Source organism: Caloranaerobacter sp. TR13, from assembly GCF_001316435.1.
Lineage (GTDB): Bacteria > Bacillota > Clostridia > Tissierellales > Thermohalobacteraceae > Caloranaerobacter.
Map to the genome: position 1 here is coordinate 15,588 of NZ_JXLL01000002.1, position 15,419 is coordinate 31,006.

Annotated in this window: 16 protein-coding genes; 12 read left to right on the plus strand and 4 right to left on the minus strand. The window is 30.1% G+C overall.

Going from position 1 to position 15,419, the window contains the following annotated elements:
* The first annotated feature begins 74 nt into the window (after positions 1 to 74).
* From tig to yihA, 6 genes are all read left to right on the plus strand, one after another.
* A complete protein-coding gene (gene tig, locus TR13x_RS03280) occupies positions 75 to 1,361 on the plus strand; it encodes a trigger factor (RefSeq protein ID WP_054870473.1) in 1,287 nt (428 codons plus the stop codon).
* A gap of 24 nt (positions 1,362 to 1,385) precedes the next feature.
* Positions 1,386 to 1,970 (plus strand): ATP-dependent Clp endopeptidase proteolytic subunit ClpP, encoded by a 585-nt coding sequence (gene clpP, locus TR13x_RS03285; protein ID WP_054870474.1) that lies wholly within the window; start codon positions 1,386 to 1,388, stop codon positions 1,968 to 1,970.
* Between the two features lie 19 nt (positions 1,971 to 1,989).
* Positions 1,990 to 3,267 carry an ATP-dependent Clp protease ATP-binding subunit ClpX gene (gene clpX, locus TR13x_RS03290; protein ID WP_054870475.1) on the plus strand — a complete coding sequence of 426 codons (1,278 nt, stop codon included), beginning with the start codon at positions 1,990 to 1,992 and terminating at the stop codon, positions 3,265 to 3,267.
* Positions 3,268 to 3,388: 121 nt separating this feature from the next.
* Positions 3,389 to 4,216: a CPBP family intramembrane glutamic endopeptidase gene (locus TR13x_RS03295; RefSeq protein WP_054870476.1), complete on the plus strand. Its 828-nt coding sequence runs from the start codon at positions 3,389 to 3,391 to the stop codon at positions 4,214 to 4,216.
* A 50-nt stretch (positions 4,217 to 4,266) separates the two neighbouring features.
* Positions 4,267 to 6,621 (plus strand): endopeptidase La, encoded by a 2,355-nt coding sequence (gene lon / locus TR13x_RS03300; protein WP_054870477.1) that lies wholly within the window; start codon positions 4,267 to 4,269, stop codon positions 6,619 to 6,621.
* Positions 6,611 to 7,198, plus strand: coding sequence for a ribosome biogenesis GTP-binding protein YihA/YsxC (gene yihA, locus TR13x_RS03305; RefSeq protein ID WP_054870478.1), 588 nt, complete (start codon positions 6,611 to 6,613; stop codon positions 7,196 to 7,198). The genes lon and yihA overlap by 11 nt, the downstream gene beginning before the upstream one ends.
* A gap of 22 nt (positions 7,199 to 7,220) precedes the next feature.
* Here yihA and TR13x_RS03310 read toward each other — a convergent pair whose 3' ends face one another.
* Entirely contained in the window at positions 7,221 to 8,078 is an 858-nt protein-coding gene (locus tag TR13x_RS03310) for a DMT family transporter (RefSeq protein WP_054870479.1), read from the minus strand.
* 70 nt (positions 8,079 to 8,148) lie between these two features.
* Positions 8,149 to 8,310 (minus strand): rubredoxin, encoded by a 162-nt coding sequence (gene rd / locus TR13x_RS10890; RefSeq protein ID WP_082394764.1) that lies wholly within the window; start codon positions 8,308 to 8,310, stop codon positions 8,149 to 8,151.
* A 248-nt stretch (positions 8,311 to 8,558) separates the two neighbouring features.
* Here rd and TR13x_RS03315 point away from each other — a divergent pair, with 248 nt between their 5' ends.
* Positions 8,559 to 8,945 carry an ATP-binding protein gene (locus TR13x_RS03315; protein ID WP_054870480.1) on the plus strand — a complete coding sequence of 129 codons (387 nt, stop codon included), beginning with the start codon at positions 8,559 to 8,561 and terminating at the stop codon, positions 8,943 to 8,945.
* Positions 8,946 to 8,996: 51 nt separating this feature from the next.
* On the opposite strand, the gene TR13x_RS03320 is transcribed toward TR13x_RS03315, so the two are convergent.
* Positions 8,997 to 9,203: an ATP-binding protein gene (locus tag TR13x_RS03320; protein WP_054870481.1), complete on the minus strand. Its 207-nt coding sequence runs from the start codon at positions 9,201 to 9,203 to the stop codon at positions 8,997 to 8,999.
* 74 nt (positions 9,204 to 9,277) lie between these two features.
* Complete coding sequence (locus TR13x_RS03325) at positions 9,278 to 10,150, minus strand: AraC family transcriptional regulator (RefSeq protein ID WP_242851710.1); 873 nt, start codon at positions 10,148 to 10,150, stop codon at positions 9,278 to 9,280.
* 213 nt (positions 10,151 to 10,363) lie between these two features.
* On the opposite strand from TR13x_RS03325, the gene yiaY reads away from it, so the two are divergent.
* The 5 genes from yiaY to TR13x_RS03350 all read left to right on the plus strand — a co-directional run bounded on the left by yiaY (position 10,364) and on the right by TR13x_RS03350 (position 15,419).
* On the plus strand, positions 10,364 to 11,518 hold the full coding sequence (yiaY, locus tag TR13x_RS03330; RefSeq protein WP_054870483.1) for an L-threonine dehydrogenase: 1,155 nt from the start codon (positions 10,364 to 10,366) through the stop codon (positions 11,516 to 11,518).
* 167 nt (positions 11,519 to 11,685) lie between these two features.
* Complete coding sequence (locus TR13x_RS03335; RefSeq protein ID WP_082394766.1) at positions 11,686 to 12,231, plus strand: HD domain-containing protein; 546 nt, start codon at positions 11,686 to 11,688, stop codon at positions 12,229 to 12,231.
* Between the two features lie 18 nt (positions 12,232 to 12,249).
* On the plus strand, positions 12,250 to 12,648 hold the full coding sequence (locus TR13x_RS03340; protein WP_054870485.1) for a secondary thiamine-phosphate synthase enzyme YjbQ: 399 nt from the start codon (positions 12,250 to 12,252) through the stop codon (positions 12,646 to 12,648).
* Positions 12,649 to 12,707: 59 nt separating this feature from the next.
* Positions 12,708 to 13,595, plus strand: coding sequence for a hypothetical protein (locus tag TR13x_RS03345; RefSeq protein ID WP_054870486.1), 888 nt, complete (start codon positions 12,708 to 12,710; stop codon positions 13,593 to 13,595).
* A 144-nt stretch (positions 13,596 to 13,739) separates the two neighbouring features.
* Positions 13,740 to 15,419: a formate--tetrahydrofolate ligase gene (locus TR13x_RS03350; protein ID WP_054870487.1), complete on the plus strand. Its 1,680-nt coding sequence runs from the start codon at positions 13,740 to 13,742 to the stop codon at positions 15,417 to 15,419.

Consider the following 15,419-nt stretch of genomic DNA (forward strand, 5'->3'; position numbering starts at 1 on the left):
ATTACTAATTAAGGACAGAAAATGAAAACTACATAAAAATATTAAACAACTAAAAGAAATGAGGAGGAGCGAAAATGAATTCAGAAATCATTAAAAAAGAGAATTATAATGTAACTTTAAAAATTGAAGTTGATGAAAAAAAATTTAAAGAGGGAGTTCAAAAAGCATATTTAAAGAACAGACATAAGTTCAATATACCAGGTTTCAGAAAAGGTAAAGCTCCAAGAGCAATTATAGAAGCAAGATATGGAGAAGGAATATTCTATGAAGATGCTATAAACATTGTTTTTCCTGAAGCATATAATGAAGCAATAAAAAAACACAACTTAGAGCCAGTAGATAGACCAGTAATTGACATAGAGCAAATTGAAAGTGGTAAGCCTGTAGTATTTACAGCAGAAGTAATAGTTAAGCCAGAAGTTAAGTTAGGTGACTATAAAGGTATAGAAATTGAAAAGATTGAGTATAATGTTACAGAAAAAGATGTTGAAGATGAATTAAAATCAATGCAAGAAAGAAACGCTAGATTAGTAGAAGTAACAGATAGACCAGCAAAAGAAGGAGATATATTAACAATTGATTATGAAGGATATGTAGATGGAGAGAAATTTGAAGGCGGAACAGCATATAATCAAATATTAGAAATTGGTTCAGGCAGATTTATACCTGGTTTTGAAGAACAATTAGTTGGCAAGAATAAAGATGAAGAATTCGAAATAAATGTGAAGTTTCCAGAAGAATATCATGCAGAAGACCTTGCTGGTAAAGATGCTACATTCAAGATAAAAATACATGAAATTAAACAAAAAGACTTACCTGAATTAGATGATGAATTTGCAAAAGATGTTAGTGAATTTGATACTTTAGATGAATTAAAAGAAGATATTAAGAAAAGATTAGAAAAACAAGCTAAAGAAAGAGAAAAAGCTGAAAAAGAAAATAAAGTAATAGAAAAAGTTGTAGAAGCAGCAGAAGTTGATATACCAGAAGTAATGATTGAAAATGAAGTAGATTATCAAGTAAGAAATTTTGAGTTTACTTTAAGATATCAGGGATTAGATTTAAATAAATACTTAGAATTAACAAATACTAAGATAGAAGATTTAAAAGAAAAGTTCAGACCAGAAGCTGAAAAGACAGTGAAAACAGAATTAGTTTTAGAAGCAATAGCTAAGAAAGAAAACATAAAAGAGACAGAAGAAGATTTAGATGAAGAATTAAAGAAAATTGCTGAACAATACGGACAAGATTTTGAAAAATTCAAGAAAAATATAAGACAAGAAGAGTTAGAATATATTAAAGAGGGTATAATTAAAAGGAAAACAGCTGAATTTTTAGTAGAAAATGCTAAATTTCAGTAGACTTTTAACCAGGAGGGATAGTCTATGGCATTAGTGCCAGTTGTTGTTGAACAGACTAATAGAGGCGAAAGATCATACGATATTTATTCCAGACTATTAAAAGAAAGAATTATTTTCATAACTGATGAAATTAATGATACAACTGCAAGTTTAGTAGTAGCTCAGTTGTTATTCTTAGAAGCAGAGGATCCTGATAAAGATATTCAGCTTTATATAAATAGTCCAGGAGGTTCCATAACTGCAGGTTTTGCAATTTATGATACAATGCAGTATATTAAGCCTGATGTTTCAACAATATGCATAGGAATGGCAGCTAGTATGGGAGCATTTTTACTTGCAGCTGGAGCTAAGGGTAAGAGATTTGCACTTCCTAATGCTGAGGTTATGATACATCAGCCTTTAGGAGGAACTAGAGGTCAGGCTGAAGATATAAGGATACATGCTGAGAGAATAATTAAAATGAGAGAGAAGATAAATAAAATTTTAAGTGAAAGAACAGGTCAATCATACGAAAGAATTTCAAGAGATACAGATAGAGATTTCTTTATGTCAGCACATGAAGCAAAGGAATACGGATTAATAGATGATGTAATAACTTTTAGGAAATAACATTAAGAGAGGTGTCATAATGTCAAGATTTGAACAAAAACAGCTGAAATGTTCTTTTTGCGGAAAAACTCAAGACCAAGTTAGAAGACTAATAGCAGGACCTAATGTATATATTTGTGATGAGTGTATTGAGTTATGCCAAGAAATAATTGATGAAGAATTTGAAGAAATAATGGAATTCGATTTAAATGAGCTTCCTAAACCAAAGGAAATAAAAGAAATATTAGACCAGTATGTAATAAAGCAGGACAGAGCAAAAAGAGCATTAGCTGTTGCAGTGTATAATCATTACAAACGCATAAACCGAAAGATTACTGACCAAGATGTTGAATTACAAAAGAGTAATATTGTATTAATTGGTCCTACAGGTTCAGGTAAGACACTGCTTGCTCAGACTCTTGCTAAAATCTTAAATGTTCCTTTTGCTATAGCTGACGCTACTTCTTTAACTGAAGCAGGATATGTTGGAGAAGATGTTGAAAATATTTTGCTTAAATTAATACAAGCAGCAGATTATGACATTGAAAGGGCAGAAAAAGGTATTATTTATATAGATGAGATTGATAAGATAGCAAGAAAATCTGATAATCCATCAATTACTAGAGATGTTAGTGGTGAAGGCGTTCAGCAAGCACTTCTTAAAATTTTAGAAGGGACAATTGCTAGTGTTCCTCCTCAAGGAGGAAGGAAACACCCTCATCAGGAGTTTATTCAAATAGATACTACTAATATCCTATTTATAGTTGGTGGAGCATTTGATGGTATAGAAAAGATAATACAAAGAAGAATAGGTAAGAAGTCTATGGGCTTTGGAGCTGAAATACAAAGTAAGGAAGTAAAAGATGTAGGAGAGCTGTTAAAACAAATTGAGCCAGGGGATTTATTGAAATACGGACTTATTCCAGAGTTCGTAGGAAGAATACCAGTTATAGTTACATTAGAGCAGCTTGATAAAGAAGCATTGAAAGATATTCTTACTAAGCCTAAAAATGCTATTGTTAAGCAATACAAAGAGCTGTTTAAAATGGATGACGTTGAACTTGAATTTGATGATGAAGCATTAGAAGTAGTGGCTCAAAAAGCTATTGAAAGAAAGACTGGTGCTAGAGGTTTAAGGGGTATCTTAGAAGAAATCATGCTAGATATTATGTATGAAATACCTACTAGAGATGATATTAAAAAATGCATTATCACTAAAGATACTATTTTAAATAAATCTAAACCTACTTTTGTTTTAGCTGAAAAGAAGAAGAGAAGGACTAGAAAAAAGCAAGATAATAAAGAATCTGTGTCATAAAATGTCCGCTTATGCGGGCATTTTTCATATTTTAATCCTCCCTAAGTGATAAAACTTATTTTTAATTGAAAGTTGTATTATTTTTGATAAAATATTATTGTATACCATTGGGGGGATTGATGTGGGAGTATTGTCGTATGTAAAATTTATTTTTACAATATTTTTGATAGTAATTCTTTTAAAGCAGTATGTAGAAATGTGGATTTTTTTAGATAAATTAAATCAAAAACTGCTTAAATATGTACTGCCTATTTGTGAGATTTTTCTTCTACTTTTTTATGATGGACTTTTCTTATTCCCTTCTGTTATTGTATTCTTAATTTTAATATATAGATTTAATATATTGGATAATAAGACATTTAAGACTTTTTATCCTATAAATAAACTTAAGTTTAATATAAATATTAACTTTATTTTACAGGTTGTATTTATATCACCATTTTTATTTTTCATACTTCAAGCAATAACTAGTTTTATTTTAGATAGCAGTGGAAATAATTTGATTTATCAAAAACAATTTATTGACTATTTAATGTTTTTTGTATTAACATCTATAATAGCCCCAGTAGTAGAAGAGTTTACTTTTAGAGTATTGATATATGACAATTGGCTTTCAAGCTTATTTAATAAAAAGATTGTTGCAGTATTACTTTCTTCTGCTATTTTTGCTTTCACTCATTTTGACTATAAAACATATATTTATACGTTTGTAACAGGCATAATATTATGTTTTATTTATGATATTTACGGGTATTTATGTTCAGTAACTTTACATATGCTTTTTAACACATATTCATTTTTAGGAATGTTAGGTATTAATATAGAGTGGAAAAGCCTTTTTATGGTATCTTTAGTTTCGTTATCTATATTAGCTATAAACTATAGTGTGAAAAAGAAAAATAGATTCTTATGGACTAAAAATTTTGCAGAAAAGAAAGAATATAGTTAGATAGATGTAAGTTATATATTACTGATTTGACACCTAAAGGAGTTGATGCTATGGAAGAAAACAAGGTAGTAAACAGAAAAAGAGTAATACCTCTTATACCATTAAGGGGGCTTTCTGTATTTCCATATATGGTAATGCATTTTGATGTTGGTAGAGATAAGTCTATTAATGCTTTAGAACAGGCTATGGTAAATAATTCACTTATTTTCCTTACATCGCAAAAAGAAGCTAAGGTAGATATGCCTTCAACAGAAGATTTTTACCATGTAGGAACAGTATGTAAGATTAAGCAGATGTTAAAACTACCAGGAGATGCTATTAGAGTTTTAGTTGAAGGAATTAATAGAGGCAGAATTACTGAGATTTTAAAAGAAGATCCATATTTCGAGGTAGAGATAGAAGAACTTATTTACGATACTGAAAAAGAAAAGGATATAGAAACAGAGGCTATGATGAGGCTTGTATTAGAAGCCTTTGAGGAATATGTTAAAGTAGGTAATAAGGTTTCTCCAGATGTAGTGATTACAGTTTCTGAAATTGATGAACCAGGAAGATTAGCAGATGTTATAGCGTCTTATATTCAACTAAAACCAGAGGATAAACAAAAAATACTGGAAGCTTTTAACCCTTATGAAAGATTGGAAACTCTTTATATAATTTTGAAAGAAGAAATAGAAGTATTAGAAATCGAAGAGAAAATATATCAAAGAGTGAGAAAGCAAATAAACAAATTGCAGAAGGAATATTACCTTAAAGAACAGTTAAAGGCTATACAAAAGGAATTAGGCGAAGAGGATGGAATAGAAGCTGAAGTTGAAGAGTATAAGAAAAAAATAAATAAAATAAAAATGCCAAAAGAAGTAAAAGAAAAGGCACTAAAGGAAGCAGACCGATTATTAAGATTATCTCCAGCCTCAGCAGAGACTGGTGTTATAAGAAATTATTTAGAGTGGATTATTGAGCTTCCTTGGGACAAGAAGACTAAAGATAGAATTGATATTAAGAAATCTAGAGAAATATTAGATGAAGACCATTATGGTCTTAAAGATGTTAAAGAGAGAATTCTTGAATATCTAGCTATAAGACAGTTAGCAAAAAATATGAAAGGTCCTATTTTGTGTTTAGTTGGGCCTCCTGGAGTTGGAAAGACTTCAATTGCTAAATCTATAGCTAAGTCTTTAAATAGAAAATTTGTCAGAATGTCTCTTGGTGGAGTAAGAGATGAAGCAGAAATCAGAGGGCACAGAAGGACATATGTAGGGGCTATACCAGGTAGGATAATATCTTCAATGAGAAAAGTAGGTTCAAAAAATCCTGTATTTTTATTTGATGAAATAGATAAATTAAGTAGTGATTTTAGAGGAGATCCAGCATCAGCATTATTGGAGGTTTTAGACCCTGAGCAAAACAGTACATTTACTGACCATTATTTAGAAGTACCTTTTGATTTATCAAAGGTTATGTTTATAACAACAGCAAATACAACATCTACAATTCCAAGACCATTGCTTGACAGAATGGAAGTTATAAGAATATCTGGTTATACAGAAGAAGAAAAAGTACAGATAGCAATAAAGTATCTATTGCCTAAACAGATGAAAGAACACGGTTTGAAAAAAGAAAACATAGTAATATCAGAAAATACTATAAGAGATATTATAAATAAATATACAAGAGAAGCTGGTGTTAGAAATCTTGAAAGAAATATAGCGAATATATGCAGAAAAGTTGCTAAAAAGATAGTAGAGGATAATGTAAAAACTGTAAGAATAAATAGTAGTAATCTGCATAAATACTTGGGTATTGCTAAATTTAGATATGAAAAAGTAGCTGATGAGCATCAGGTCGGAATAGCAACAGGTCTAGCTTGGACTGCATTTGGTGGAGAAACTTTATCTATTGAAGTTAATTGTATGAATGGAACGGGTAAATTGCAGCTTACAGGACAGCTTGGAGATGTAATGAAGGAATCAGCAATGGCAGGTATAAGCTATATTAGGTCAAAGGTTAGCGAATTAGGAATAGAAGATGATTTTTATAAAGAAAAGGATATACACATTCATGTTCCAGAAGGAGCTATTCCTAAAGATGGACCATCAGCAGGTATAACAATGGCCACTGCTGTAATATCTGCTTTATCAAATATTCCAGTTAGAAGTGATGTAGCCATGACAGGTGAAATTACCTTAAGAGGTAGAGTATTGCCTGTAGGTGGAATAAAAGAGAAGGTTTTAGCAGCACATAGAGCAGGTATTAAAAAAGTTTTATTGCCTTGGGATAACAAAAAGGATATGGAAGAAATACCTGATAAAGTTAAGAGAAGATTAGAATTTGTATTGGTTAAGAATATGGATGAAGTATTAGAAAATGCTTTAGTGAAAAAGGATGATGGCGATGAAGATTAGAGATGTAAAATTACTAATTACAGCAGTAAATGAGGATCAGTATCCAAGTGAAGGAGTAGCAGAAATAGCTTTAGCTGGAAGGTCTAATGTAGGAAAGTCTTCACTTATTAACGCTTTGATTAATAGAAGAAATTTTGCGAGGACTAGTTCTCAACCTGGAAAAACACAAACAATAAACTTTTACAGTATAAATGATGAGTTTAGATTAGTAGATTTACCTGGATATGGATATGCTAAGGTTTCGGTAAAAGAGAGAGAAAAATGGGGTAAGATGATAGAAAATTATCTAACAAATAGAAAATCATTAAAAGAAGTTTTTCTTCTTTTAGATATTAGACACGCTCCAGGTCAGCACGATAAGATGATGTATAACTGGATAAAATCTTTTGGCTATAAGGGGATAATTATAGCTACTAAAGCAGATAAAATTGCTAAAGGTAAGTGGCAAAAGCACATATCAATAATAGCAAAAGAATTAGGAGTAGAAGATAGAAACTTAATAATACCATTTTCTGCAACTAAGAAGATAAATGTAGAGAAGGTATGGGAGACTATTGAAAGTTTGTTGACAAAGTAAGAGGGACCTAAAGAGTCCCTCTTTAACTTTTATTAAATTTTATTTCGCTAACAATCATCCCTGTAAGAATAAGTATGCTTCCTAAAATTGCTTTAGTTGTCATAACTTCATTAAGAAGTATATAAGCGAATATAGCAGAAAAAACAGGTTCTGCTGTGTATATTAAGGCAGTATGTGTAGGCGATGTAAATCTTTGCATAGTATTTTGAATTATATATGCTCCAGATGTAGCTAGAACACCTGTAATAAATATAGCAATCCATATATCTAAAGATTTAGGGATAATGAAGTTTTCTGTAGACAGAGAAAAAATCAAACTTAACATTCCTACAATTCCTATTTGTATAACGGCTAAAGCTATCGAATCAACTTGGGAAGTATATTTTCCAACCAGTATTATATGAAAAGCAAATGCAAAAGCACATATTAAAGTATAAAAATCACCTATATTGAGAGATAAGTTCGTATTAAGAGTCATAAATCCGAGTCCTAATATCGCTAGTAATACTCCAATTATAGTAGATGTATTTGGTATTTTTTTAAGCAAAATTGCAGAAAAAACTGGGACTAATACAACCGAAAATCCAGTTATAAAACCAGATTTAGATGCTGTTGTATATAATAAACCAACAGTTTGGAATGCATATCCAGCAAATAGAACTATACCAATGATAGAACCTAAAAATATAGTCTTTTTGTTTAAATTTTTTATATTATTGAAGAATATTAGAGAAGAGACTACAAAAGCAAGAATAAATCTGATAGTCAAGAAATTATATGTAGGAATATCTTCAAGAGCATTTTTTGTTATTACAAAAGTAGACCCCCAAACGATTGTAACTAATAAAAGAGCTAAATCAGCTTTAAGTTGTTTAGACATATAAGCCCCCCTTAAAACTTACTTTATAAATTATAACACAAAAAAAGCTTCCAAAAGGAAGCTTTTAGGATTATTCAACCTTTTCAAACATATCTTTACCAACGCCACATATAGGGCACATCCAATCATCTGGTATATTTTCGAAAGTTGTTCCAGCATCAATACCGTTATCAGGGTCTCCTTTTTCAGGATCATATACGTATCCACAAGCTACACATACATATTTATCCATAATAAAAACTCCTTTCAAATATTTTTGATTCAAATATTTTCAATATACTCAATACCCTGATATAATAATATTAAACATGATAATTAAAACTGAAATTGATAAAATCTAAAATACACTTTCCGAAATTTATAATAAATTTTTTTGAAAAATTTTGATTAACTGTTTGTCCAACGGGGTATAATATTTTTTGTGTAAATTCAATAATATTATTATAAAAATATATAATATTAGATGGGTGTGTGATTTTATTGAATTTAATAATCAATGAAGCTATTTCTAGCGACTTGTATAAGGTTAAGAGTATTTTAGACGGAATAATAAGTGAAGTTGACAGAATTATTTGTGATGAAAGTATTATTTTTGATGTAAAACTTATTTTAAATGAACTTATAATAAATAGTATAGTCCATGGGAATAAACAGGATGAATGCAAGATAGTCAATGTTTATTTAGCAATACAGGATGAATTAATTAGGATTGAAGTAACTGATGAAGGTACAGGCATTGACTATAATATAGATGAGTATGATCCTATGGATTTAAAAATTGGTGGAAGAGGACTTGTAATAGTTGATGGATTAAGTGATGAATTATATATTGAAAAAAATAAAGTTATATCTATTAAATATATATAAATTATAAGCGGCCAATGGCCGCTTTTTTCTTCAGATATTTGTGCTATATGTCTATTTTTCAACCATTTCAACTGCTCTATGAGGACAATAGTTTACACACTTGCCACAACCAATACAGATATCAGGATCTACTTCAGGAGTAGATACTTTAAAAAATCCTTCTTTTTTTTGCTTAATAGCATTAACAGGACATGCTCTAACTACAGGGCAAAATGGTGATTGATCACATCTATTTGGGTTAATTACTGCTTTTTTCATATTATAATCCCTCCTTCTATATACCCCTTATGGGTATATTATAACATACGATATAGAATATTTAAAGAGGGAAATCAAAATATATTATTTGAATTAATTAAGTTTTTTTGATAGTAGTTTTTTTTGTATTGTTTTGGTGTCAGACCATATTTACTTTTAAATAATTTTATAAAATGAGAAATATTTTCATATCCTACACTATATGCTACTTCTGTAACATTATACTCTTTTAAAAGTTCTTCTGCTTTGGATAACCTGATGTTTTTCAAATATTCTTTTGGTGAAATTCCTATTATCTTTTTAAAATACAAAGAGAAATTTGATTCAGACATATTTAAATTCCACGCTATATCCTTTATATTTATGGATTTGTTATAGTTTTCTTCCATATATCTAATAGCTTTATAAATGGGATTTTTATATTCTGTGTTTAATATTAGACTAGCGCCTTTTATTTTAAGTAAGTTATAAATAACTTCCTGAGCGTATAAATCTATTAAGAATTCTTTATTTTTATCAGAACTATTGTAAGTTTTTATAATCTTTGATATACAATTTTTTATCTCATTGTCACTTGTAGCAATAAACAAATCATTATAAATTAACCTATCTGTTTCTATTTCTAAATCTAGAGATATTTTATTGCTTATGTTATAAATTAAGTTACTGTTTAGTTCTAAAACTAGTGCTTTGGTAGGAATATTTATTTCCATTTCGACACTAGAGTGGGGAGGTAACAAGATAAATTGGTTACTATTGTATTTAAAAGTGTAATCATCATTAACCTTAACTTTTTTTTCACCTTCAATTATTGTGCAGAGTCTGTTGTATTCATATGATTTGTATTTGCCCTTATATTTTTTAGTAAAATCATAATAAAAAATTCTTAAATAGTCTGTTTCGAATCCATCTAAAATTTCTAAATTCCTATCAAAGCTGTTCAACATGTTATCACCTCTATTGTTACAATTCTGATAAATTAAATTATATCATAAAACAAGCACTATGTTAATTATTTATCAATATATGTTTATTATATATATTTTTTTTAAAATTTAGCTTATTTTTTAAAATTTTGAGTTAGTTTTTTAACAATGAATATTGTATTATCAAATTGTAAAGAATATTTTCAAGATAACGATTTTTAAGGAGGATAAAGGATGGATAAGACTTTCAGATTTTTTATGCCACCTGTAAGTTTAATGGGTCCTGGTTGTCTAAAAGAAGCAGGAAAAGAAATAAAATCTCTAGGACTCAAGAAAGCTTTAATAGTAACTGATAAAGTATTAGTAGAAATTGGTTTAGTAAACAAATTAACAGAAGTATTAGACACAGAGGGAATAGAATACGTTATTTATGATGGTACTCAACCTAACCCAACTGTTAAAAATGTAGAAGATGGTTTAAAATTATTAAAAGAAAATGACTGCGATTTTATTATATCTTTTGGTGGAGGTTCTCCTCATGATTGTGCTAAAGGTATAGGGCTAGTTGCTACAAATGGAGGTTCAATTAAGGACTATGAAGGTGTAAATAAATCAACTAAGCCAATGTTACCTTTAGTAGCTGTAAATACAACCGCTGGAACAGCAAGTGAAATGACAAGATTCTGCATTATAACAGATGAAGAAAGACACATAAAAATGGCTATTGTGGACTGGCGTACAACACCTAACTTAGCAGTGAATGATCCTTTATTAATGTTAGAAATGCCTAAATCATTAACTGCTGCTACAGGAATGGATGCTTTGACACATGCAGTAGAAGCTTATGTATCAACTGAAGCTACTCCTGTAACTGATGCTTGTGCGTTAAAGGCCGTTGAACTAATTTCTCAATACTTGAGAAAAGCAGTTGAAAATGGTCAAGACCGTGAAGCAAGAGATAAAATGGCTTATGCTGAATTTTTAGCTGGTATGGCTTTTAATAATGCAAGTTTAGGTTATGTTCACGCTATGGCTCACCAGCTAGGAGGTTTTTATGACTTACCACACGGAGTATGTAATGCGGTATTATTACCTCACGTACAAGAATATAATGCTAAGGTAGTACCTGAAAGATTAGCAGATATAGCTAAGGCTATGGGAGAAAATATAGAAGGTCTTTCAGCAAAAGAAGCAGCTGAAAAAGCTATAGAAGCAATCAAAAAATTATCTGCTGATGTAGGTATTCCATCAGGATTAGAGGAATTAGGAGCTAAAGAAGAAGATATAAAAACACTTTCAGAAAATGCATTAAAAGATGCATGTGGATTTACAAATCCAAAGCAGGCAAGTTTAGAAGAAATTATGGAAATATATAAAAGAGCAATGTAATAAGAGAATAAAAACTGAGGCAATGAACCACTAAGACAATGGATTAGGTTCATTGCCTTATTTTTTTGGTTCTTTTTTCTTCTAACTAAGGGCAATAAATTTGCATTTTAATAGTTGGTATGGGTATTATTTATATATAAATACGCAATGAAGGAGCGATAATTATTATGATTGAAAGAGCTATTGAAGTAGCAGCTAAGGCCCATAAAAATCAAACTAGGAAATGTACAGATATTCCATATATTACTCACCCATATACAGTAGGTATGATGCTTTTAAAAGAGGGATTATCTGAAGAGATAGTTGCTGCTGGTATTTTACATGATACTGTAGAAGACACATCTATTACATTAGAGTTTATACAGAGCGAATTCGGTGAAAAAGTGGCTAAAATTGTAAAAGGATGTTCAGAACCTGATAAAACATTACCATGGGAAGATAGGAAAAAGCATACTATTGAATATCTAAAAACTGCTTCATTTGAAGAACAAGTTGTTTCATGTGCAGATAAATTACATAATATTAGTACTATGTACGAAGCATATAAAAAAATGGGTGAAAAAGTATGGCAGCGATTTAAAAGAGGAAGAGATAAACAAGAGTGGTATTATAGAAGTTTAGTAGATGTGTTGTGTACAGAAGAAAATCTAAATAGGGGTATAATTCTTTTTAAGGAGTTTAAGAATATGGTTGACAAGATGTTTAGTAAATAACTTAAAGGAGTGGTTTGTTTGATAAAAACTTTACAGATAAAAACAGAAAAGCATACAGAGTTTATAGATATAACAAGAAAAGTACAAGAAATAGTAAAGAATTCAAAAGTTAAAAGTGGAGTTTGTTATATTTTTATACCACACACAACAGCTGGAATGACAATAAATGAAAATGCTGACCCTGATGTAAAGTTTGATATGCTGATGGAGCTTAATAAAATAATACCATTTGATGATAACTATAAGCATATTGAAGGAAACTCTTCAGCACATATAAAAGCTAGTTTATTAGGTTTTTCAGAAACAGTTTTTATAGAAGATGGGAGGTTGCTTTTAGGTACATGGCAGGGTATATATTTGTGTGAGTTTGACGGACCAAGATTCAGAAAGGTTTACGTAAAAATTATTGAAGATTAATTAAGAAAAAACATTAAAAATATAAAGATTGGGATATACTAACCTTGAGGTGATTTAAGTTGAGAAAGACAGTAAAGTTTAAAAGAGTATTTTTTGTTTTAATACTTATTCTGATAATTTTACCAGTTAGTATATCCTGTAGTAAACAACAAGAAAAACCGTCGCCCAAGACAAATAAAGATGAAATACCTACTTCATTGAAGGGAATGGTAGAAGATGTAGAAAATATATTTAAAGAAATAGAAAAGATAAAAGAGGAGAAAGAGAAGGCAGCAGAATCTAAAAAAGAAGATAAAAAGAAGGAAGACGAAAAAGATAAACAGCAGAAAGATAAAAAGCAAGATGAATCAAAAGACAAGATGGGACAATCAGAGAAAAAATCTGAGGAAGGAAAAAAAGAGACAGATATAGAAGAGAAAATAAAAAAAGCGTGGGAAGCTGTAAATAAAGTAATTGTTAATGTTCATAAAAAATGGAATGATTATGAGTTAGATGTTGTAAAAGATGGTATAAGAGAAGAAGACATAAGGAAATTTGAAGAAGCTCTTGATAATTTGACAATATCAGCAGATGTTAAAAATGAAATTAACTCTTTATTTAATACGAATAGTGTAACTTTGCGTCTTTCGAACTTTTTAAATATGTATAAAGGAAATCCTGATGGCGAGATTGAAAAATTAAAATACAATATTAGGCAGATACATTTATATGGAGAAATTAATGAATGGGCTAAGGCTATGGATATGTCAAAATATCTAGAACCTATTTTTGAAAGACTTAGCCAAAAAATAAAATTAGACAAAAAAGATGAAAAGCTTAAAGAAAAACTAAAAGCTTCTATACAGGATTTAAAAAGTGTTATAGATAAGAAGAATGTTGAATTATTAAAAATCAAAAGAGATATAGCACTTCAAAATTTAGATGCATTAAAAGAAGCAGCTAAGTAAAAGCCAAAGACTATTTTGTCTTTGGTTGTATTTTTTGTACTAAAATATCAGAAAATTTGAAATAAAGATTAAAATTAGACGAATTAGCGACGACAAAATATTATAATTACAATTAGAGTTAAAAAAAAGGAGAGGGTGGGAAAAATGGTTAAAGTACCGAGTGATATTGAAATCGCACAAAATGCTAAAATGCAGCCAATTACAGAGGTTGCAAAAAAATGTGATATTTTAGAGGATGAATTGGAGCTATACGGAAAGTATAAGGCAAAAGTATCATTAGATGTATTAAAAAGACTAGAAAATGAACCAGATGGAAAGCTTATTTTAGTTACAGCAATAAATCCAACTCCAGCAGGAGAAGGAAAAACTACAACAAACATAGGTTTAAGCATGGGATTAAATAAGATAGGTAAAAAAGCTATAACAACACTTAGAGAGCCTTCATTAGGTCCTTGTTTTGGTGTAAAGGGAGGAGCAGCAGGTGGAGGATATTCTCAGGTTGTTCCTATGGAAGATATAAACTTACATTTTACAGGAGATATTCATGCAATAACTACAGCACATAACTTATTAGCAGCATTACTTGATAACCATCTACATCAAGGAAATAAATTAAATATAGACCCTAGAAGAATTGTTTGGAAAAGGGTACTTGATATGAATGACCGTGCTTTAAGAAATATTGTAGTAGGACTAGGTGGAAGAGCAAACGGAGTTCCTAGAGAGGATGGATTTGATATAACTGTTGCTTCTGAAATTATGGCAATCCTTTGTTTAGCAACTAGCTTAGAAGATTTAAAAGAAAGAATAGGCAATATGATAGTAGCATATACATATGATAACAAACCAGTAACTGCAAATGATTTAGATGCAACAGGAGCATTAACAATATTACTTAAAGATGCTATAAAACCAAACTTGGTACAAACATTAGAAAATACACCTGCATTTATACATGGAGGGCCATTTGCAAATATTGCACACGGATGTAACAGCATTATGGCTACAAAACTTGCATTAAAATTAGCAGACTACGTTGTAACAGAAGCAGGATTTGGTGCTGATTTAGGTGCAGAAAAATTCTTTAATATTAAGTGTAGATTTGCAGGGTTAAAACCAGATTGTGCTGTAATAGTAGCTACTGTAAGAGCACTTAAGAATCACGGAGGAGTACCAAAGGATAAATTAAATGAAGAAAACCTTGAAGCTTTAGAAAAAGGTTTTGGAAACCTTGAAAAACATATAGAAAATGTTCAAAAATTCGGTGTTCCAGTTGTAGTAGCTATTAATGAGTTCCCATCAGATACAGAAAAAGAATTAAACTTATTATTCGATAAGTGTAAAGATGCTGGAGCAGAAGTAGTATTATCAAAAGTATGGGCAAAAGGTGGAGAAGGTGGAATTAAGCTTGCTAAGAAAGTTGTAGAAACTATAGAAAATAAACCTTCTAATTTCAAACCTTTATATGATGTTAATTTACCAATAAAAGAAAAAATTGAAATAATAGCTAAAGAAGTTTATGGTGCAGATGGAGTTGACTTTACTAAGAAGTGTGAAAAACAAATTAAACAGATAGAAGAGTTAGGCTTAGATAAGATGCCTATATGTATGGCAAAAACTCAGTATTCATTATCAGATGACCCAACATTAAAGGGAAGACCTACAGGCTTTAGAGTAACTGTTAGAGAAATAAAAGTATCTGCTGGAGCTAAGTTTTTAGTAGCTTTAACAGGAGATATTATGACAATGCCAGGATTACCTAAAGTACCTGCAGCTAACAACATGGATATATCTAAAGATGGTGAAATAACAGGACTATTCTAA